The following is a 20436-nucleotide window of genomic DNA, read 5'->3' on the forward strand; positions in this document are numbered from 1 at the left end:
TGGAAGGTAAACGGTATGCCTACTGGTGGGTGGACGGCGTCTATACCAATCTACGTGCGGAGGAGGATCCGCGCATCTGCCTGCTGGTGATTATTGGCGTGACGGCGGACGGGAAGAAGGAACTGGTCAGTGTCAGCGATGGCCTGCGCGAATCCAAGGCCTCCTGGCTGGAGGTTCTGCGCGACCTGCAGGCTCGTGGTCTGGAAGCTGCACCATTACTGGCTATTGGTGATGGCGCCATGGGCTTCTGGGCAGCATTGGATGAAGCGTATCCCGAAACCCGCCAGCAGCGCTGCTGGGTGCACAAGACCGCCAACATCCTCAACGAACTGCCCAAATCCAAGCAGGGCAAGGCGAAGGCGGCTCTCCAGGAAATCTGGATGGCCGAGAGCCGGAAGGCCGCAGAGAAAGCCCTGGAGGCCTTTGTGCGCAACTACCAGGCGAAGTATCCCAAGGCCGTGGTCAAGCTGGAAAAGGATCGGGCGGAATTGCTGGCCTTCTATGATTATCCGGCCGAACATTGGCGGCATATCCGAACCACCAATGCCATTGAGTCGACCTTTGCCACCGTGCGCCACCGGACATCGCGCACTAAAAACTGCGTGTCGCGCAACAGCTTCATTGGATTGGGCTTCAAGATGCTGCAGCAGGCCGAAAAGCGCTGGATCGCCATTTTCCATCCGGAGAAAGTGCGTGATCTCTTTGCGGGAATGAAATTCATCGATGGATTACCGGCTAATGAAACCCTGCCGGATGATCAACAGGACGCCGCCTAAGCTATGTTAGAACACACTAATACACCAAAATTGACGATAGCTCATATGGCGGTATCAGACTGGAAGCGGTCGTTGAGTAGGCTTAGAGTTGATCTGATCGTCGAACCACACAGGTAGACAATCTCTGCGTCTTTCCAGTAAGGGAATGCCGACGAGAAGCTCAATAGAACAGCAGATGATCTCGATCATGCATGGAGCGCGTTGAGATAGGAAATTGTACAAACTGTCTCCTTATTCTGCATGTGTGATTCAAGCTTAATATTGCAATATGTGCCGATAGAAAACGAGGAACCTGATGTTAATTGGATTTTTGAAGGATCACTGGTTTTTTGCTTTAATATTACCTGTTGCCATTTACGTGGTGTCTTTTTTTATAAAGAACAACGGGGTAATATCAATCTTCTATCAAATAAAATTAGAAAAGAAGGATAATCTCTCGAAATTAATTAAAAGCATAGAGGAATTAGATAATAAAAATCCGACAATGGGTACACAAAACAACTTTAGAATGGCTCTATATATAACGCCAACTTTTCCAGAAATAAAATTCATAGCAGAGCATATAAAAGACGTCAGAGACCTTCTCCACCTGAAACGACTATATTCAAGAGTAAGGTTTGATGAAGGCAAAAATATTTTTTTGATCAATAAAAGCGCTATTCCAGGATGGATATTTGACGCTCTATTTTCTCTATTTTCTGGATTTTCAATATTTTTATTCGTCCTATTTTTGGCTTCCATTAAAAATATCCATGAAATGATATTACCGTCCATGGTATTATTGGCGATCTCATTATTCATTGTTTACTTTTGCCTCATTATGTCCGGCATGGCCTTCTCAAGGAAGGAGCTACTGAAGAAGAACATAATACAGGAACAGAAAGATAAAATATCTCTTCCTGGAGTATCTGATTTAATGTATGTTATCTTTTCTGGATTGGGATATTTGTTGGGATTTTTGCTCTTATGGCTTATTTAGCGTGCTTGCCTGAAGTTCTAGTAACCATGAAATCTGCTTTGCGCCTACACCTTACCATGCGATTCTGCAACGCTGTTCGTTAATGCTACCGGCGAAACGAAATGCGTAGTTTTACTTTTTGGGAATCTGTACCAGTAAATTGCTAACGATTCCTGAATCCCGGTAGGGTAGAGACAAATGCCCTCGGCCAGGGGGTACTTTGTGTTCTTCAACACTCCTGGTTATTTATGTCCATAAAGGGTGCTCCAGTTCAGAGTGATAAAGACCGCTTCCGCTGATTATGTATAGTGCGCATGTCGAGCTGGCTGTAAGCCCTGTCAATGCTGGCCAGTTGGTAGGGTCGGTATCGTGATGCTATACATAAAATTGGTCGATTCGGTGTGTAGTCACCACGACAGCGCTCCGCATGCGCCACAGATCAACACCCTAGCTACCGGCTTGATCGATGGCCACAATGCTGATCAGAGATCTTTGGATCACCATTAACTTACTGCTCAGAAAGGTGATTGCCTGTGAATCCTAGCACTCCTTCCGATCCGGAAGCCTGACACCAATATTCGGCACCGCCGGTGGGCAGCCATCTTGCCGGGGTCTCCAAAACAGCGTTTATTATGTAGAGCTCGCGAGCAAGGTTCGTCCTTACAACCCAGTCGCAGCAAGGCTCTCAACTGTACCGCTATACATAATCGCGAGGTATACATAACGCTGCCCTGCCGCCGTTGAGCCTGATGATCGGCACTAGACTGATTCCAGACATTCAGCAGCGGAATGCAAATGACATCATCCGACCCAAAACGGCCATCGACCTCGTGACAGCGAACATCCACCACTATTGTTTGTTGGACTGGACAGCCTCACACTGTGCTAGGGTATCCCCATCGCCAACAAGAAGAAGATGCCCTGTGGGATTCAGTCCGAGAGACATGAAATACAACGGGGATGGTCTGACGGAGCCAGGAATGCGAGAGAACCCAGTGAGGCTGGATCATCTGTGGCCGTGGATGGCGTCATGGCCGGGATCGACTGCTTGCAGCCAGATACGAATGGAGCTGCTTGCTTTCCGCATCTAGCGCAGCTGGATTAGTAAAATTGGGAGGATCACCTATGGATTCGATGATTGTGCTGCAAAACAATCTACAGGCAACGCTCAACATCTCGGTGGATGCCCAGCCCGCACTCAATGAGAGTTATTGGGGGCGGGTCCATGAAAGTGCCTCAGGCGAGCAAACTAATTCGCTGTTCTGGGTGAGCAGGTCAGCAGGCATTCCCGACACGGATAGTTTTAGGTTCAGTGCCAGGACTCAGATCGCTGGGATCGATATCGAACTGCTCGTGGAGCTGGATGGGACATGGGATGGCAGCATTATTCAGATCGCAGTGAGGGCTGGCGACAACACCAGCGAATGGTCTGCCGACAGAGAAACATCCCTCACTTTCGTTGGCAATGACGGGGAGTCATATCGTCTTTCGGGAAGTTATGTTAGCGAGAGTGCACGATATGACAATGTGCGTTTTGTGGTGAGCCAGACAATTCTGCCGCAGATCAACCATATGGTTGTGCTGATGCTGGAGAATCGCTCATTCGACAATCTTTTGGGCTGGCTATATGACGGCCCTGACGATGAACCTGAAGCCTACATTCCGAATGATTCGCCTCATTCGTTCAACGGGCTTACGGCGAATACTTACACGAATTCCGACTCGAGGGTTAACGCTGGAACGCCGGTGCTAGCCACCAGAGGAACGACAAATTGGCCAGTGAACAATAGGACCGTAGCGGATAGTTGTGTGTCAGACCCCGACCCCGGCGAAAGATTTGACCGCTGTCGAACACAAATCAGCAATGGGATGGGAGGATTCCTTGCCGATTACGTGACCTCGGTTGAGGCCGCTGGTGGCCCCCTGGAGAGTGCAAAGCAGATCATGCAGGCCTACGCTCCGGAACAGATCCCTGTCATTACAGGCCTCGCAAAACATTTCGCAGTGTCTGATGCCTGGCATGCTTCTGTACCAAGCCAAACTTGGCCGAATCGAGCTTTCGTACAGGCTGGTGCATCGGCTGGTCATGTGAATAATGATGGTTGGCCTTGGAATATCCCCACCATCTTCGATGTACTGGACACGCAGAGGTTGGAATGGCGTGTGTACAATAACAGTGTGCTGCCTTCTTTAACTAAAACGATGTTCTTCGAAAAATATGGCACGAATGAAACAAATTTTGGCGGTATTGGAGATTTCCAGGAGGCGTGCCAAACAGGCAATCTGCCGGTATTCACCTTCCTGGAACCAAGTTTCGGCCCTTATGAGCCCGATGAGAGCTACCATCCGCCCTATGACATAAAGCCAGGTGAGGCTTTTCTGGCGAAGATCTACGATATGCTACGCACAAGCCCGGCACGCGACAAAACCCTGTTCATTGTGCTGTTCGATGAACACGGAGGAACCTACGACCACGTCTCTCCGCCAGATGCCCCACAATCCTTACCGACGGCAACGGATGGGTCAGATTTCGAATTCAACCAGTTCGGCGTGCGAGTACCGGCGATCGTAATCTCCTCCTACACAAGTTCCAAGACAGTATTCCGTAGCAATACGGAAGTGCCCTATGACCACACTTCAGTATTGGCAACGCTGAGAGACTGGCTTGGATTGGACGCTGCCTTCCGCAACCAGTTGCCCAGCCTGCGGATTACGACCGCACCTACCTTGGAGCCTGTGTTGACCCTGTCGGTGCCCCGCGAGTGGCCTCAACTAGACTCTATCCCCTCATCAAGCGACCTCGCCGTGAGACTAGCGGCACCAGCCGACGATGTGCCATTGAACGATAACCAAAAAGCCATCCTCATGGCAGTCGGAGCACATGTGGCAAAGCGGCCGCTATCGCTGTCGGAAAAACAGGATGCTGAGAAACAGTTGCAGAATCATGGAGATGCAAGAACCTGGCTAGCGGCCCTAAAGCCGCATCTGCCTGTGCGTAAAATGAAGACCAATGCTTCTGGAACTGCTGGCGACTTGGCTAAGATTACTCTGGCGATGTGAACCTCCCGGCGTTTCGTGGAGGATCAGATGTTCGACAAGCAGTTTGTATATTTTTACCGATCGGCACAAAGTATCATCTTGGCATTCCGATCTAGAGGCGATTGAGTTGGTTTGCGGAAGATAAAGTCGGCCCCGCCATGGACGGCGTGAAAGCTAGCGGGCATGCCTTTTCGAAGCGCCCGAAGGCAATCCGACTTTGGCCTCCACGATAAGCATTGCCTACAGACGACGGGGTGCCGTAATATCTGCTGTAGCCTACGGCAGTGGCAGACTGAAAGCGTGCGTTGGGTTACTGATTTTATAGACAATATTTCCTGGCAACGCGAACTCAATTAGAAGGCACCTCATGAGTCTTAACTTTTATACGCTCGACACAGACACCGTAATTGAAGGCTATGTGGTAATGGCCTCAACTACATATGAATTTGCACTCAACCATTTTGTGCCTCTGATCGGTCGACTAGATATTCAGCGCGATGCATTAAACACAAAATTTTATAGCCGTCTCGAAGATGATATTGTACGTGGTTGCGTGATGCCCCCAATTACTATTGCTATGATCCACTCGTTTCCTGATCGGCAGCAGGCTTTAGATGTCGTTCAAGATTATATTTCAGAAAATATCGAAAGCGCATTCGTCCTGGATGGCATACAACGCCTGAACACCTTGCATCGTGCTTCTTTTAGGGACGGTTTTGATGCTAATCGCGCCATACACGTCAACTTTATAATTGCGAGCTCCCGCGATAGACTCCTATATCGCATGATCACGCTCAACAACGGCCAAAAGCCGATGTCGGCTCGCCATCAAATCGATATCTTGGCAGACGCCTTCTTCGATTTCGACGCAATTGACCTAAAACTCGTTGCGGAGAAAGGGAAAGGGCGCGTTCGAGCGCCAGAATCTTTCAAGAAGGCGGACTTTGTTAAGGGTTACATTGCGTACCTGAGTGGATCGGTCAACATTGACAATCAAAAGATCATAGAGGAAAAGATGGATGAACTTATCGCCTTGAAGATCATCGACTCAGACATTCCGACAAGTAACGTCGAATTTATGGATATCGTTGATCTGGTAAATAAATTTAGCAAATCAAGCTTATTGCGCGACTGGATCAGAGTCCAGAATAATTTTATTGGATTCTGTGTAGGAGCAAAAACGTCGGCGGTAGAGCTTAAATTGCTGAGTATAGAAAAAATTGAAGAATCGGTCAAAAATTTCGAGAAGGCATTTTCTTCGATCAACGTCAGCAAAGTTAATCTCGGAAAGGTTCGCCGAGAGATGGTTGCATTCTTTTTTCAGAACTATCTAAATTTGAGTAAACTGGACGAATTCGAACTCCTTGACAGAATATCTTATCGGCTTTGAACGTGACTATCGAAATATCCGGAACCAGTATCGAGGGGTTGAGCGGAGGTATTTCGCAAAACGCCGCGCGGTCATATCAATATCTATTGATTCGTCTCCTGTTGGGTACGGTAAAAGTATCCAGAGGTGGCACCCGCAGTAAGCAGATAATGGATTATTCTTCGCTACCCGCTACTGTCCAGACAATGAAGCCAGCTGATGCGGTCAGGGACTTCTTGATGAGCTATTCGATTGGTGGCAGCGTTAATAGGCTCATAAAAGTAACTCGAGTTGACAATCGTGAGTTCTATAAAGAAATTCTTTCGGAGTTTCTCAATTTTCAAATCCAAACTGCGCGTGGCAGCAATACCGGTGCTTTTGTTTTTCTGTACAGAATATTGGAGCGAATATCCTACTCAGTTCCCTTGCTCTACGCATCTACGCAAAGTGATTTTAGAGACACTTTCAAAGATCTCAGGTCAATTTTGAACGCCGACATAAAAGGCGAGTTAGGCATGTTCAAAAAGTTTCTAGATAAAGGGAGATTTATAGAGTCAATAAAGTTGTGTGTCGCCCAGAATATTTCTTTCGCGAACCTCGGCGGACATGACGCAGACTACTACAAGCTGACTTGCGATAGATTTAAGCGTTTTGTAAGTAAGGACCCAAATGCTCATGAGTTAGAAATAAAATTCCTCGATATTCCGGATTTTTTGATCACAATAAGAAATAGGTTCTTTCATTCGCTAACCGGCGATGAAAAAAATAACATAACAACAATAGAAATGCCGGATTCAGATGAATACTTTGGGAGAATAAACCCCGTTATATCAAGCTTTCTTGCGATAGTGGCACTTCAGAGTATCGCGTCTAAATATCGCACTTGAGAGGCTGCGTAAAAAGTCTAAAAAAGTTACTAGCATTGAATGGCAGATTCAATGTTGGAGTGCAACATTACTATTCAAATCGCTGAAGATCCCCGTCATGACTTCTCATGACTTCTGGGATCCGATGCTAAAAGTTTTCCAGATACCGGAGGCGCTGCGCCTAAAGGCAGCTTCCGCCGCATCACCGCCCATTCCATTCCCTTGCTATGTTCTTACCGCAGATCGAGGATTGCGTCCAGCAAGGTCATATGGCGAGCGCCCCCGCTCTTCGCCTGGTCTTTGATCAGGCGGTTCACTATGATCCCAAGGAGGCATACAGACGCGCCCTGATGAACTACCAAACCTCGCAACTCTGTCATCCGTTATCAACTTAAGGTAATAAATAATAAAATATCTGATGGATTCAATCTGCCCTTTATCGCTATTCTATCGTATTGAGAAGCAGGGCCTCTCGCTCAGAATATGATCCTAGACGATAAGGATAAGTGTTCGCCTGTGTATCTAACCATTCCCGACGAATAACGAGATTGTGGTTTTGTTCTCCCAGCCATTGTTCAAATCGGTAGTTTCTGTTTTTTACCCGTTTTGGATATGGATCAAATGCGTAGAGTGATTCAGAATCCAGACGCAAACATAGAATGTAGTGCCATTGCCGGCCGGTAGATTTTACTCGAAGCGCTACCGCACCATTATTATTTAAAGTTTGTGCAATTAAATTGTTTTGCGAAAGATGAACTTCTCTTCCGGATATATATCTTGCGTCAATGCGAAAATTCTTTGTTTGATATTCGTTCAACCAATTTGCAAAAAGTTTTACTGCGTATCCACTAGTGCCATGACCTAAACCCTGCCGTGATGTAACAGTATCCAGGCAGTACATAAAAATTCGCTGAATCGCGATGGGAGGGACTGACTCACGATCACATAAATAATTAAGCGCATTGAGCAATGTTGTGGGCACACAATCATACTCTGATGCTTGAAACCGGAAAGGAACTCTCATTTCTTTTCCTCTTTGATATAAACCCGATCCCATAAATCTTGGTAAGGCAAACAATGAATCGCTATAATATATCCAGACATTATCTGGGCGATCTGGGTATCTATCGGTCATAGAAGTCCCATATCAAAGACAGAAGATGCCCCGTTTTCTGTCACAAAACAACAACGAATGCACGCAGTTATATTATGATGGCTTCCAGATACTATGTGAATGTCCGCTCCCGCTGCATATCGTCCATTACAGCAATAGGGCGCCCCATGCTCTCGGAAGCCATTGCGTTCAGGTACCCAAACTTTGGGGCACCGGAATACGGATGACTGGTGACCGCGAGATCGGTGCGTGGATCGCTCAGGATAAGGGAACTCAACGGGCAAAACATCGGTCCATGAATCTGGTTGCGAGATTCCCCGGCGACCGAACATTGCTTCTACGATTTTACATTTTGGTGAATTTCAGGAGGATTACCATGAGAAACAAACCCTCTCGCCCTCTATGGAAACGTCAGGTGCTCACCTTTGCGGGTATCGCCGTCTTGGGTGCCGTTGTTGCAGCACCTCTGACCCACGCCTCTCCCTATGACGGTACCTCGACATCACAACAGTCGCACGCGTCCACCGCGCATCTCTGGATCAACGGCCACTCCGTACCCATAGCCGCACAAAATCGTGTCATCCACTTCCCGGGCGGGATAATGCAGGTGCAGACGGTCACCTGGGGTTCGAGCGGGTCCGGTGGCCATTCGCAAATCTTCCGCGAAAACCTGTCCTCGCCGCAGGCGCAGGCCATGGTCCGGCGCAGTCTGAGGCAGATGCAGACGATGCAGGTCTCCATGGAACGCCAGATGGCCCGGATGCAGCGCCTGATGCGTGTCTCTTTTGGCCCCTTTGCCATGCCGTCATTCAGCGTGTCGATGCCCGTCACGCTGCCCTCGTTACCTCCGGAGATTCCAATTTCTGGGACCATCCCTCGGCACATCACGAACCTGGCCGCAGGACCCAGCGCGGCGCCATCCGTACCCATGACCGACCTGCCGGGGCATCAAACCCTGCAGGTACGCTGGGATCGACACCAAGCCCCTTCGCCAAAGATCCCGCTTTGATCCGAGGATAAACGTAACCGCATCGAGATCTGCTCCGATACTGGGTGGGCGTGGCACTGCATGACCGTGCTCGCCGCCCTTAGGAAAAACAAGGAACGTCAATGACTACAGCCGCGCTTAGCCCATCCAACGAAAAGAACGCCCAGCTCAAGGTACCGAAAATCACCGCATATTTCTGGATTGCGAAACTTCTGACCACCGCCATGGGAGAAGCCACATCGGATTTTCTCGTTTTCCACACGAACCCCTATCTAGCCGTGGTAGGTTGTGGGTTGTTATTCCTGGTTGCTATCTGGCTGCAGATGCGAAGTAATCAATATATGGCACACTACTACTGGTTTGCCGTAATCATGGTGAGCGTCTTCGGCACGCAAATAGCGGACGTCACCCATGTCGTGCTGGGCGTTCCCTATGACATCTCGACATCCGTTTTTCTGGTTGCCTTGATCGGGATTCTGGGCACCTGGAAACTCAAAGAGAAAACCCTTTCCATTCACAGTGTGCATACACCTCGGCGAGAGGCATTCTATTGGGCGACCATCGTAGCCACCTTTGCCCTGGGCACCGCCGCCGGTGACATGACAGCATCGAGCCTGGATTTAGGCTACCTTGGATCGGGCTTACTATTTGTCCTCTTGTTTGGCATTCCCGTCGTTGCATATTTCATGTTCGACCTTAATGAAATTGCCGCCTTCTGGATAGCCTATATCTTGACCAGGCCGCTGGGGGCTTCTTTCGCCGACTGGACAGACAAGCCGATACGGTTCGGTGGCCTTGGTCTTGGCACGGGTCCGGTGAGCATATCGCTGACGCTGGTCATTTTGATGCTGCTCACCTTCCTGATGATTTCCAGAGTAGATGACCCAAATCGAGCCAAGAATATAGATGTGTGCTGATAAGCCGCTGAAAAAACCAAGATCTAATTGCTAGTTATAAATCTCTTATAACAGATTTAACAGCCAAAAAAATGTACGTTTAATTCACACTAAATTCTCATAAACTTTTATGACCTAATCCAATTCTGAGTGTATCTATAAAGACGTCTGTCTTTCCATGTTCAGCAAACGTCATCCAAGCCTGCTGCGTACCGACCACCAATTTCTGGATGACCGGTTCCGCTGCACTGTGGACATTCGAATTATGGGTATACATTACGCGCGAGCCGAGGTTTTTATCTTTTGGCATCGCTACACAAAAATAGGCAGCCGACGTTTGGCTGCCTAGTATCGCTTGATCTCATTTTATGAGTCGCGCCAGTCTCACTTTATGTGGCGGGAATCTCACTCTATGTGTCGTCCAACGAACGAGCCCGCTTACTCCCAGCTCAACGCCCCGCCGGTTTGATACTCGGTGACCCGCGTCTCAAAAAAGTTCTTCTCTTTCTTGAGATCCATCATTTCGCTCATCCACGGGAAGGGATTCTGTACGCCCGGATATTGCTGCGGCAGACCAAGCTGCACCAGACGGCGATTGCCGATATATTGGACGTATTCCCTGAAGACCGGTGCATTCAAGCCGAGCACGCCGCGGGGCATGGTATCGTCGGCGTAAGCACATTCCAGTTCCACGCCACGGCGGATCAAGTCGATGATTTCCTGCTGGAAAGCATCCGTCCAGAGTTGCGGATTTTCCACCTTGATCTGGTTGGCCATATCGATACCGAAATTGCAGTGCATGGATTCATCGCGCAGGATGTACTGATATTGCTCCGCCGCGCCCACCATTTTGTTCTGTCGGCCCATCGCCAGAATCTGACTGAAACCCACATAGAAAAAAGTGCCTTCCATGATGGCCGCAAACACGATCAGCGAACGTAATAACTTCTGATCATTTTCCAGCGTGCCGGTTTTGAAATGGGGGTCCGCCAGAATGTCGATAAAGGGCATCAGAAATTGATCTTTATCCCGTACCGATGGCACCTCGTGGTACATGTTGAATATTTCGCCCTCATCGAGGCCAATGGATTCGACAATGTACTGATAGGCGTGGGTATGAATGGCCTCTTCAAAGGCCTGGCGCAACATATATTGGCGGCATTCCGGGGCGGTGATGTGACGATACGTGCCCAGTACAATGTTGTTGGCCGCCAAGCTGTCCGCGGTCACAAAAAAGCCCAGATTGCGCTTCACGATGCGCCGCTCGTCCTCGGTCAGCCCTTTGGGGTCTTTCCACAGGGCGATGTCCCTGGACATCTGAATCTCCTGCGGCATCCAGTGATTGGCGCAGGCGGCGAGGTACTTATCCCAGGCCCATTGATATTTGAAGGGCACCAACTGGTTGACATCGGCGTGGCCGTTAATAATGCGTTTATCTTCGGCACGCACCCGTTCAAAACTGGTCATGGCAGTCTCTTCGATACCACTAACATGCTCCGGATGCATCGTTAGCAGCCCATCAGGAATCGGTTCTTTGCGAATGTTTTCTTCAAAATGTAACATGATAATTTCCTTTGTTAAATAATTCCCGTATTATTGACAGGCTTCACAAGTCGGATCATCAAGCGCACAGGCTTTGGGTTGGCCTGATCCAACGGCATTGAGGGTGCCCGTCTGCACCGTGGATTTTTCCGCTGCCGTGGCGCTCAGTGAGCGCAGGTAGTAGGTGGTTTTCAGGCCGCGTTTCCAGGCGAGCCGGTAGATCTCGTCAATTTTCTTACCGGAAGGCTGGCCGAAATAGAGGTTGAGACTCTGGGCCTGATCGAGCCATTTCTGCCGCCGGGCTGCTGCTTCCACCAGCCACGCCGGGTCGGTTTCAAAGGCATTGGCATACAGGGGCTTGATGCTGGCCGGAATGCGGTCTACGGGCATGACCGAACCATCGAAGTATTTCAGATCATTGACCATGACCTCATCCCAGAGTTCCAGGCGTTTCAGGTCGTGGACCAGATAGCTGTTCACCACCGTAAACTCGCCGGACAGGTTGGATTTGACATAGAGGTTCTGGTAAATCGGCTCAATACCCTGACTGACACCGACAATGTTGGAGATGGTGGCGGTTGGTGCGATAGCCAGGCAATTGCTGTTGCGTATCCCCGCTTTGACCTTGTCACGCAGGGCGGTCCAATTCAGACGCTGGCTGCGGTCCACGTCCACGCCGTGCTCGCGGCTGGCCGCGAGCAATTCGATGCTGTCGATGGGCAGGATACCCTGACTCCACAAGGATCCCGGGAAGCTCTGATAGCTGCCCCGCTCCCGGGCCAGATCGGCCGACGCATCAATGGCATGGTAGGAAATGACTTCCTGGCTGATATCGGCAAAGGCGAGGGCTGCGGTCGAAGCGTAAGGAATCCGCATCTGCAACAGGGCATCGGAGAAGCCCATCAGCCCCAGGCCCACCGGCCGGTGCCGCAGGTTGCTGTTGCGCGCCTTGGCGACGGCGTAGTAGTTCATGTCGATGACGTTATCCAGCATCCGCATGGCCACCCGAATGGTGCGGCTCAGCTTCTCCTCATCCATGAGCGCCAGCAACTCTTCCGGACCGCTGTCCACGCGCAATGCGCCGGTGTCGGTGCTCGCCGTTGCCCGCAAATGGGATACCAGGTTGACGGACCCCAGGTTACAGACTGCGATTTCCTTGGCATTGGTGTTGAGGGTGATCTCGGTGCAGAGATTGGAGCTATGCACCGCCCCGACGTGCTGCTGCGGACTGCGCAGGTTGCATGGGTCCTTGAAGGTGATCCACGGATGGCCGGTCTCGAAGAGCATGGTCAGCATTTTGCGCCAGAGATGAATGGCGGGCATGCGCTTGAACAACTCGATCTCGCCCGCGTCCGCCATGCGTTCATAGTGTTCATAACGCTCCCGGAAGGCTGATCCGGTGAGATCATGCAAATCCGGCGTTTCGTTGGGGCTGAACAGCGTCCACATCGCGTTGCTTTCCACGCGCTCCATGAAGAGGTCGGGGATCCAGTTGGCGGTATTCATATCGTGGGTACGGCGGCGGTCGTCACCGGTATTCTTGCGTAATTCGAGGAACTCCTCGATGTCCATGTGCCAGGTTTCCAGGTAGGCGCAGACCGCGCCTTTGCGCTTGCCGCCCTGATTCACAGCCACCGCCGTGTCGTTGACCACCTTGAGGAAAGGGACGACGCCCTGCGACTTGCCATTGGTGCCTTTGATGAAAGACCCCAGTGCGCGCACCGGCGTCCAGTCATTCCCCAGGCCGCCACTGAACTTGGAGAGCATGGCGTTTTCTTTGATGGCTTCGTAGATGTCGTCCAGATCGTCGCCCACGGTGGTCAGGAAGCAACTGGACAACTGCGGGCGCAAGGTTCCGGCATTGAATAAGGTGGGCGTCGAACTGACAAAGTCGAAGCTGGACAGCACTTCATAAAAGGCAATGGCATGGGTTTCGCGGTCGATTTCATCCATCGCCAGACCCATGGCCACCCGCATCCAGAAGGCCTGCGGCAATTCAATGCGGCGCTCCCGCACGTGCAAAAAGTAGCGATCATACAGTATTTGCATACCCAGATACTGGAAGTTCAGGTCCCGCTCCGGCTTGAGTGCGGCGGTAATACGTTTCAGATCGTATTGTCCCAGACGCGGGTCAATCAATTCATTCTGGATGCCGGTTTGCAGATAGTCGCGGAAATATTCAGGATAGCGTGCGGTCATCTCCGCCTGAGTTGCCGCTTCACCGAGCACTTCCCAGCGCACGCGGTCGAGGAGCAGGCGCGCCGAGGCATAGGCGTAGGCAGGATCGCGTTCGATCAGTACCCGGCTGGCAAGAATGGGGGCCTGAAATAGTTCATCCTCGCTGATGCCGTCGTAAAGATTTTTGACGGTATTGCCGAGGATGGCATCTATCGACACCGCGCTGCCCAGGCCACTGCAGGCTTCTTCGATAACGGCGCGCAGTCGTTCCATGTCCAGCGTCTGCTGGCTGCCATTCGGATGACTGACCTTGATGGCCGGGATCTCGGCTGGGGTTCCCGTCGTTGCCTGCTGGCGGCGTTCCCGCGCGCGCTCCTCGCGATAAAGCACATAGGCCCTGGCGACTTCGTGTTCGCCCGCGCGCATGAGTGCCAGCTCCACCTGATCCTGAATGTCCTCGATGTGAAAGGTGCCGCCCCCCGGCTGGCGCCGTTTCAGTGCTTCAATCACCTGTTCTGTCAGTCGGCTGACGAGATCACGGACGCGTGCACTTGCCGCTCCGCTGCCGCCTTCCACGGCCAGGAAGGCCTTCGTCACAGCAATGTGGATCTTGCTGGCGTCAAAGTTGACCACCGCGTTGTTGCGACGGATGACTTTATAGTGGCTGGCTTCGGAGGGGTCATAAGCAGGGTTGCTGACAATGGAGTGGGCGGCAGGGTTGGACATGGGCTACTCCTAAATAATCGGGGCGATAGTGAACGCAAACAGCGAGGCAGCGTAATATAAAGGATACACCGGGGCGGAGTGCAAAGGGGATCGCAGAGCGCCCAAGCACTAAATATAGACTTGTTTCCGTCGGTGTCAACCATATCTTGTGCGTAACATCGTGCGCAAGTCTGGCAAAAGATGTGGATAACTAGGCCAGAGGCATCATTCAACAACGAAACTTTTAATCTCTTGTCCGGGAGGGGGGATGGCATCTCTGCCGGTTTATGAGTTTGGACTTGTTCTAAACGGCCGGTTGGGCGCATACTGATCCTAATTAATCTGTCAGGAAGGAACGTGATGACTGCCTCAGCCTTGGAAATTGCCCGTGCTACTCTTTTTGCCCCCGGTGGGATCAGCGAAGGGGAGTTGGAAAAAGTATTTGGCCGTCTCTCCCATCGCGCCCTGGACGATGCTGATCTGTATTTTCAGTACAGTCGCAGTGAAGGTTTTAGCTTGGAAGAAGGGGTCGTAAAGTCGGGTAGTCACTCCATTGAACAAGGTGTGGGTGTGCGAGCGGTGAGCGGTGAGCGTCAGGGTCTGGCTTATTCTGACGAAATCGCCGTGGATGCCTTGCTGACGGCGGCAGAGGCGGCGCGCGCCATCGTCCACCATCCGGGGCAGATGAAAGGGCTGGTCTGGCAGCGGCGTCAGGGTCTGGCGCTCTATCCGCCTGTCGATCCTCTGGCTTCCATTCCCAATAGCGAGAAAATCGCTCTGCTGGAGCGGGTGGAACGGGCCGCCCGAGCCTGTGATCCGCGCATTGTTCAGGTGATGGCCAGCCTGAGTGCCCGTTTCGAGGTGGTGCTGGTGGCGCGTCTCAACGGTACCATGGCTGCTGACGTGCGCCCCTTGGTACGGATCAACGTCTCCGTCATTGTCGAGCAGGGTGGGCGACGCGAGCAGGGTAGTGCTGGTGGTGGTGGTCGTTACGATTATCAGACCTTTCTTCAGGGTGACATGGCCGAAAACTTTGCCCGTGAAGCCGCGCGTCAGGCCCTGGTCAACCTGGAGGCGGAAGCGGCGCCTGCCGGCTGTATGGAAGTGGTCCTCGGGCCAGGATGGCCGGGAGTATTGCTGCATGAAGCCATTGGTCATGGTCTGGAGGGTGATTTCAACCGCAAAGGTACCAGCGCCTTCAGTGGCCTGGTCGGCCAGCGGGTCGCGGCGCCGGGCGTCACGGTTGTTGATGATGGTACTTTGGATGGCCGCCGCGGTAGTCTCAATGTCGATGATGAAGGGACTCAGACCCAGTGCACTACGCTGATTGAGGATGGTATTCTCAAAGGCTATTTGCAGGATACCCTCAATGCCCGCCTGACTGGAACGCATTCAACGGGCAATGGCCGCCGCGAATCCTACGCGCACCTGCCGATGCCGCGGATGACCAACACCTACATGCGGGCCGGAAACCGCGATCCCCAGGAAATCATCGCCAGCGTCAGGCACGGGCTCTATGCCGTCAACTTCGGGGGTGGTCAGGTGGATATCACTAACGGCAAATTCGTTTTTTCCGCTTCTGAAGCGTATCTTATTGAAAATGGGAAGATAACCAGGCCAGTCAAAGGGGCCACCCTGATTGGCAACGGTCCGGATGTGCTCACCAGGGTTGAAATGATCGGCAATGACCTCCAGTTAGATACAGGAGTGGGTGTTTGTGGCAAGGATGGTCAGAGTGTGCCCGTAGGCGTTGGGCAGCCGACGCTGAAAATCCGTGATCTGACCGTGGGTGGAACGCAAGGGTGAAAAACCTGCTCTTGTCAGGGGGTCTTGGGAAGGCTAACATCGAACGATATATTGGTCTTATTAATCAGTCTGGTTCTCCCATTCTGGGGGTGTGAATGAATAATGTCTTAAAAAATGTGCTGTTGTGGGTGGCGATTGGCGTCATTCTGATGCTGGTGTTTCAGAACCTCAATACGAGCAGTTCGACGCCAGCCCAGGTTATGGACTTTTCGACCTTTGTGACCAGTGTGAAGCAAGGTCAGGTTGCCGATGTCACCATCAATGGCAACCATGTGAATGGTAGCCTTAGCTCCGGGCAGCGATTCAGCGTTTACACTCCGGCCAATGACACCCAACTCGTTCCCCAACTGCTGGCTGCCGGGGTAAAAATTTCGGTCAAGCCGCCGGAAGGGCAATCACTATTGCTTTCTATCCTCATTTCATGGTTCCCGATGCTGTTGCTGATCGGCGTGTGGATTTTCTTCATGCGCCAGATGGGCGGTGGTGGCGCGGGCGGTCGGGGAGCGATGACTTTCGGTCGCAGCAAGGCGCGGATGCTGACGGAAGAAAACAATAAGGTCACCTTTGCCGATGTGGCGGGTATTGAAGAAGCCAAGGATGAGCTTGCAGAGATCGTTGAATTCCTGCGCGATCCGCAGAAGTTCCAGCGCCTTGGCGGACGGATTCCCAAGGGTGTATTGCTTATGGGTTCGCCGGGTTCTGGTAAGACCTTGCTGGCGCGCGCCATCGCGGGCGAAGCACGGGTACCTTTTTTCTCTATCTCCGGCTCCGACTTCGTGGAAATGTTCGTTGGTGTCGGTGCATCGCGGGTTCGCGATATGTTCGAGCAGGCAAAAAAGCATGCTCCTTGCATTATTTTCATTGATGAGATCGATGCGGTGGGTCGTCAGCGCGGTGCGGGCCTGGGTGGCGGTAACGACGAACGCGAGCAGACCCTGAACCAGTTGTTGGTGGAGATGGATGGTTTCGAGGGTACTGAGGGCATCATTGTTGTTGCCGCCACCAACCGTCCGGATGTGCTGGATCCGGCGTTGTTGCGGCCCGGTCGTTTCGACCGGCAGGTCACCGTACCGTTGCCGGACATTCGCGGGCGCGAGCAGATTCTGCAGGTGCACATGCGTAAGGTGCCGATTGCCCCGGACGTGGACCCCAAGGTCATTGCCCGGGGTACCCCTGGTTTCTCCGGCGCGGACTTGGCTAATCTGGTCAATGAAGCGGCGCTGATGGCAGCCCGTAAAAGTAAGCGTCTGGTGGATATGCATGACTTTGAAGATGCCAAAGACAAGGTCATGATGGGTGCCGAGCGCAAGTCGGTGGTGATGAGCGATAAGCAGCGGGAAACCACGGCCTATCATGAGTCGGGCCACGCTGTGGTCGCCAAGTTGCTGCCGGGCACGGATCCGGTGCATAAGGTCACCATCATTCCGCGTGGCCGGGCTCTGGGGCTCACCATGCAGTTGCCGACGGAAGATCGTTTCAACTACGAGCGTCAGGAAATTCTCTGTAACATCTCCATTCTCATGGGCGGGCGCATTGCAGAAGAGGTTTTCCTCAATCAAATGACGACGGGCGCGGGTAACGACATTGAGCGTGCTACCGACTTGGCGCGGCGCATGGTGACACAGTGGGGTATGTCTACCATCGGACCGATGGTCATCGGTGAAAAAGAGGAAGAAGTATTTATTGGTCGGGAAATGACCAAGCACAGCAATATATCCGAGCAGACGGCGAGAACCGTGGATGGGGAGGTGCGCGATATTATCCAGGAGCGCTACGGCATTGCCCGTAAACTGATTGAAGAAAATCGCGACAAGGTCGAGGCCATGGCGCGAGCTCTGCTGAAGTATGAAACGCTGGACGCGGGACAGGTGTGTGACATCATGGCAGGCCGCGACCCGCAGCCGCCGGTAGAGGGCACGGGAAACTATCCCTCCGCACCCGGCGGTAATGTCACGACGACGGATAAATCCGGTGGGCAGCCGTTGCCTAGTCTGAATCCGGGAGAACACCCCGTTTGACCCTGACGCTGGATTGCAATGGGCGCCCGCTGGTTCTCGGGCGCCCTTGTGTTATGGGGGTGCTCAATATCACTCCTGATTCTTTTTCCGACGGTGGCACCTATCTGTCTGTGGATGCTGCCCTTACGCGCGCCAAACGGATGTGGGAAGAGGGCGCCGATATCATCGATATCGGGGCGGAATCCACCCGTCCCGGAGCGCCAGCGGTGGCGCTGGAGGAAGAGTTGCGGCGCCTTCTGCCGGTATTGGAGGCGGTGGTGGCAGAGGTGCCGCTGCCCATTTCCATTGACACCAGCAAAGCGGCCGTTATGCGCGCCGCCTGGTCCTTGGGCGCAGGGCTCATGAATGATGTGACGGCGTTGCGTGCTGATCCGCTGGCGCTGGAGACCATCGCCGGGTTGGGTGTCCCCGTCTGTCTGATGCACATGCGGGGTACGCCGCAGAATATGCAAACAGAAACGCATTACGGCGATGTAGTGGCGGAGGTGAAGAGCTTTCTGCTTGAGCGCATAGAGCATTGTGTCGCGGCAGGCATCCCCCGACAACATCTCCTCATTGATCCCGGCTTTGGTTTCGCCAAGGATCTGGAAGCCAACCGCAATTTATTGCGCCATCTGGATGCTTTTGCGTCTATGGGTGCGCCACTGCTCGTTGGTTTGTCCCGCAAACGCATGATCGGCGAGCTTTCCGGTGTGGAACTGGCTACAGAGCGGGTGGCGGGCAGTATCGCCGCTGCACTTTGGGCGGTAGAGCGCGGCGCCCATATCGTGCGCGTCCACGATGTCGCGGAAACGGTGCAGGCGCTGCGGGTCTGGCGCGGAGTTGGTTTGAGTTGAAGATATGAAGGTTCATCTTTTATAACTACATGTGGAGCAAAAACGTTGGCGAGAAAATGGTTTGGGACCGACGGGGTGCGCGGCCAGGTCGGTGATTCCATCATTCATCCGGAATGGGTTCTTCGTCTGGGCTGGGCTGCGGGGCACGTGCTCACGGCCGACGCGCCGGGCCGGCCCCAGGTGGTTATTGGCAAGGACACCCGCCTGTCCGGATACATGCTGGAGTCTGCGCTGGAGTCCGGGTTGGCCGCAGCGGGCGTCGATGTTCTGTTGGTCGGCCCCTTGCCGACACCGGCCATCGCCTATCTGACCCGCACCTTGCGCGCGGATGCCGGTATTGTTATTAGCGCCTCGCACAATCCCTATCAGGACAATGGCATCAAATTTTTCTCCGGCGATGGTTATAAGCTGCCAGACGCTCAGGAGGAGGCCATCGAGGCATGGATGGATCGGCCCATGACTCTGCCTGCATCAGAGCGCCTGGGTAAGGCGCGGCGAGTAGACGATGCGGTGGGGCGTTACGTAGAGTTTTGTAAAACCACATTCCCCGCCGACCTCAATCTGCGCGGTATGCACTTGGTGCTGGACTGTGCGCACGGCGCCAATTACAAAGTGGCTCCGATGATTTTTGGGGAATTGGGCGCCACCCTGGACTTGCTGGGGGCAGAGCCCAACGGCATCAATATCAACGATCAGGTGGGCTCCACCCATCCCGGAGCGCTGCGCGCCGCAGTGCTCCGCACCGGCGCCGATATGGGCATTGCCTTTGATGGTGATGGCGATCGCCTGCTCTTGGTGGATGATCAGGGCGAACTGATCGACGGTGATGAAATTCTCTGGTTGCTGGCACGGGATATGTGTCAGAACGGCGAGCTTTCTGGTGTGGTCGGTACGGTCATGACTAATCTCGCTCTGGAACAGGCGCTGGCTGGTTGCGGTGTACCTATGGTGCGCGCGCCTGTGGGTGACCGTTATGTGTTGGAGGCCATGCGTCGGCATGGTTATCCGCTGGGTGGCGAGTCATCTGGGCACATCATTACACCCGCGAACACTACCGGTGATGGTATCCTTGCCGCCCTGCGGATATTGGCTATTTTGCGCCGCACTGGTGAAGCGCTGGCGGCGCTGCGTGAAGGCTACCGTCCCTTTCCTCAGGTGCTGAAGAGCGTGCGCATAGCGGGTGCGCAAAGTTTGCTCGACCAACCATTAGCGCGTCAGCTTATTGCTGATGCGGAGGATCGTCTGGGCTGCGCCGGACGCTTACTGGTACGGCCATCCGGTACGGAACCCTTGTTACGGGTCATGGTAGAGGCGGCATCCGCCGATATGGCGGCTGATGTGGCGG

General features: G+C 52.8%; 14 protein-coding genes. 11 read left to right on the plus strand and 3 right to left on the minus strand.

Annotation, left to right across the window (positions count from 1 at the left end; all coding sequences use genetic code 11):
* From HF921_RS01725 to HF921_RS01745, 5 genes are all read left to right on the plus strand, one after another.
* The coding region (locus HF921_RS01725; RefSeq protein WP_215893198.1) for an IS256 family transposase at positions 1-776 on the plus strand (776 nt) is incomplete at its 5' end.
* A gap of 295 nt (positions 777-1071) precedes the next feature.
* On the plus strand, positions 1072-1755 hold the full coding sequence (locus tag HF921_RS01730; protein ID WP_215893199.1) for a hypothetical protein: 684 nt from the start codon (positions 1072-1074) through the stop codon (positions 1753-1755).
* A gap of 1104 nt (positions 1756-2859) precedes the next feature.
* Positions 2860-4794, plus strand: coding sequence for an alkaline phosphatase family protein (locus HF921_RS01735; protein ID WP_215893200.1), 1935 nt, complete (start codon positions 2860-2862; stop codon positions 4792-4794).
* 346 nt (positions 4795-5140) lie between these two features.
* The gene (locus tag HF921_RS01740) at positions 5141-6163 is read left to right on the plus strand and encodes a hypothetical protein (RefSeq protein WP_215893201.1); all 1023 of its coding nucleotides are present in this window, start codon (positions 5141-5143) and stop codon (positions 6161-6163) included.
* A 2-nt stretch (positions 6164-6165) separates the two neighbouring features.
* Positions 6166-7029: a hypothetical protein gene (locus HF921_RS01745; protein ID WP_215893202.1), complete on the plus strand. Its 864-nt coding sequence runs from the start codon at positions 6166-6168 to the stop codon at positions 7027-7029.
* Positions 7030-7450: 421 nt separating this feature from the next.
* Here the strand turns inward: HF921_RS01745 and HF921_RS01750 are convergent, their stop codons facing one another.
* A complete protein-coding gene (locus HF921_RS01750; protein ID WP_215893203.1) occupies positions 7451-8143 on the minus strand; it encodes a hypothetical protein in 693 nt (230 codons plus the stop codon).
* A gap of 355 nt (positions 8144-8498) precedes the next feature.
* Between HF921_RS01750 and HF921_RS13275 the strand changes: the two genes are divergently transcribed.
* The gene (locus tag HF921_RS13275) at positions 8499-9131 is read left to right on the plus strand and encodes a hypothetical protein (RefSeq protein WP_226834272.1); all 633 of its coding nucleotides are present in this window, start codon (positions 8499-8501) and stop codon (positions 9129-9131) included.
* A 101-nt stretch (positions 9132-9232) separates the two neighbouring features.
* Positions 9233-10027 (plus strand): COG4705 family protein, encoded by a 795-nt coding sequence (locus HF921_RS01760; protein ID WP_064218986.1) that lies wholly within the window; start codon positions 9233-9235, stop codon positions 10025-10027.
* 417 nt (positions 10028-10444) lie between these two features.
* On the opposite strand, the gene HF921_RS01765 is transcribed toward HF921_RS01760, so the two are convergent.
* Both HF921_RS01765 and HF921_RS01770 read right to left on the minus strand, forming a co-directional pair.
* The gene (locus HF921_RS01765; protein ID WP_226817763.1) at positions 10445-11512 is read right to left on the minus strand and encodes a ribonucleotide-diphosphate reductase subunit beta; all 1068 of its coding nucleotides are present in this window, start codon (positions 11510-11512) and stop codon (positions 10445-10447) included.
* 87 nt (positions 11513-11599) lie between these two features.
* Positions 11600-14452, minus strand: a complete 2853-nt coding sequence (locus HF921_RS01770) for a ribonucleoside-diphosphate reductase subunit alpha (RefSeq protein ID WP_215893204.1) — start codon at positions 14450-14452, stop codon at positions 11600-11602.
* A 339-nt stretch (positions 14453-14791) separates the two neighbouring features.
* Between HF921_RS01770 and tldD the strand changes: the two genes are divergently transcribed.
* The 4 genes from tldD to glmM all read left to right on the plus strand — a co-directional run.
* Positions 14792-16237, plus strand: a complete 1446-nt coding sequence (gene tldD / locus HF921_RS01775; protein ID WP_064219245.1) for a metalloprotease TldD — start codon at positions 14792-14794, stop codon at positions 16235-16237.
* A 95-nt stretch (positions 16238-16332) separates the two neighbouring features.
* The gene (gene ftsH / locus HF921_RS01780; protein ID WP_215893205.1) at positions 16333-18255 is read left to right on the plus strand and encodes an ATP-dependent zinc metalloprotease FtsH; all 1923 of its coding nucleotides are present in this window, start codon (positions 16333-16335) and stop codon (positions 18253-18255) included.
* Positions 18252-19091 (plus strand): dihydropteroate synthase, encoded by an 840-nt coding sequence (folP, locus tag HF921_RS01785; protein WP_226834273.1) that lies wholly within the window; start codon positions 18252-18254, stop codon positions 19089-19091. The genes ftsH and folP overlap by 4 nt, the downstream gene beginning before the upstream one ends.
* A gap of 45 nt (positions 19092-19136) precedes the next feature.
* On the plus strand, positions 19137-20436 hold a 1300-nt coding region (gene glmM / locus HF921_RS01790), incomplete at its 3' end, for a phosphoglucosamine mutase (protein ID WP_215862041.1).

Source organism: Acidithiobacillus ferriphilus, assembly GCF_018854775.1.
Taxonomy (GTDB): Bacteria; Pseudomonadota; Gammaproteobacteria; order Acidithiobacillales; family Acidithiobacillaceae; genus Acidithiobacillus; species Acidithiobacillus ferriphilus.

Excerpts from the sequence above, each read along its gene's own strand:
- HF921_RS01750 (WP_215893203.1), bottom strand. The coding sequence starts at position 8,143 with ATGACCGATAGATACCCAGATCGCCCAGATAATGTCTGGATATATTAT.
- tldD (WP_064219245.1), top strand. The coding sequence starts at position 14,792 with ATGACTGCCTCAGCCTTGGAAATTGCCCGTGCTACTCTTTTTGCCCCC.
- ftsH (WP_215893205.1), top strand. The coding sequence starts at position 16,333 with ATGAATAATGTCTTAAAAAATGTGCTGTTGTGGGTGGCGATTGGCGTC.
- HF921_RS01740 (WP_215893201.1), top strand. The coding sequence starts at position 5,141 with ATGAGTCTTAACTTTTATACGCTCGACACAGACACCGTAATTGAAGGC.
- HF921_RS01760 (WP_064218986.1), top strand. The coding sequence starts at position 9,233 with ATGACTACAGCCGCGCTTAGCCCATCCAACGAAAAGAACGCCCAGCTC.
- HF921_RS01765 (WP_226817763.1), bottom strand. The coding sequence starts at position 11,512 with ATGCATCCGGAGCATGTTAGTGGTATCGAAGAGACTGCCATGACCAGT.
- HF921_RS01735 (WP_215893200.1), top strand. The coding sequence starts at position 2,860 with ATGGATTCGATGATTGTGCTGCAAAACAATCTACAGGCAACGCTCAAC.
- HF921_RS13275 (WP_226834272.1), top strand. The coding sequence starts at position 8,499 with ATGAGAAACAAACCCTCTCGCCCTCTATGGAAACGTCAGGTGCTCACC.
- HF921_RS01730 (WP_215893199.1), top strand. The coding sequence starts at position 1,072 with ATGTTAATTGGATTTTTGAAGGATCACTGGTTTTTTGCTTTAATATTA.
- HF921_RS01770 (WP_215893204.1), bottom strand. The coding sequence starts at position 14,452 with ATGTCCAACCCTGCCGCCCACTCCATTGTCAGCAACCCTGCTTATGAC.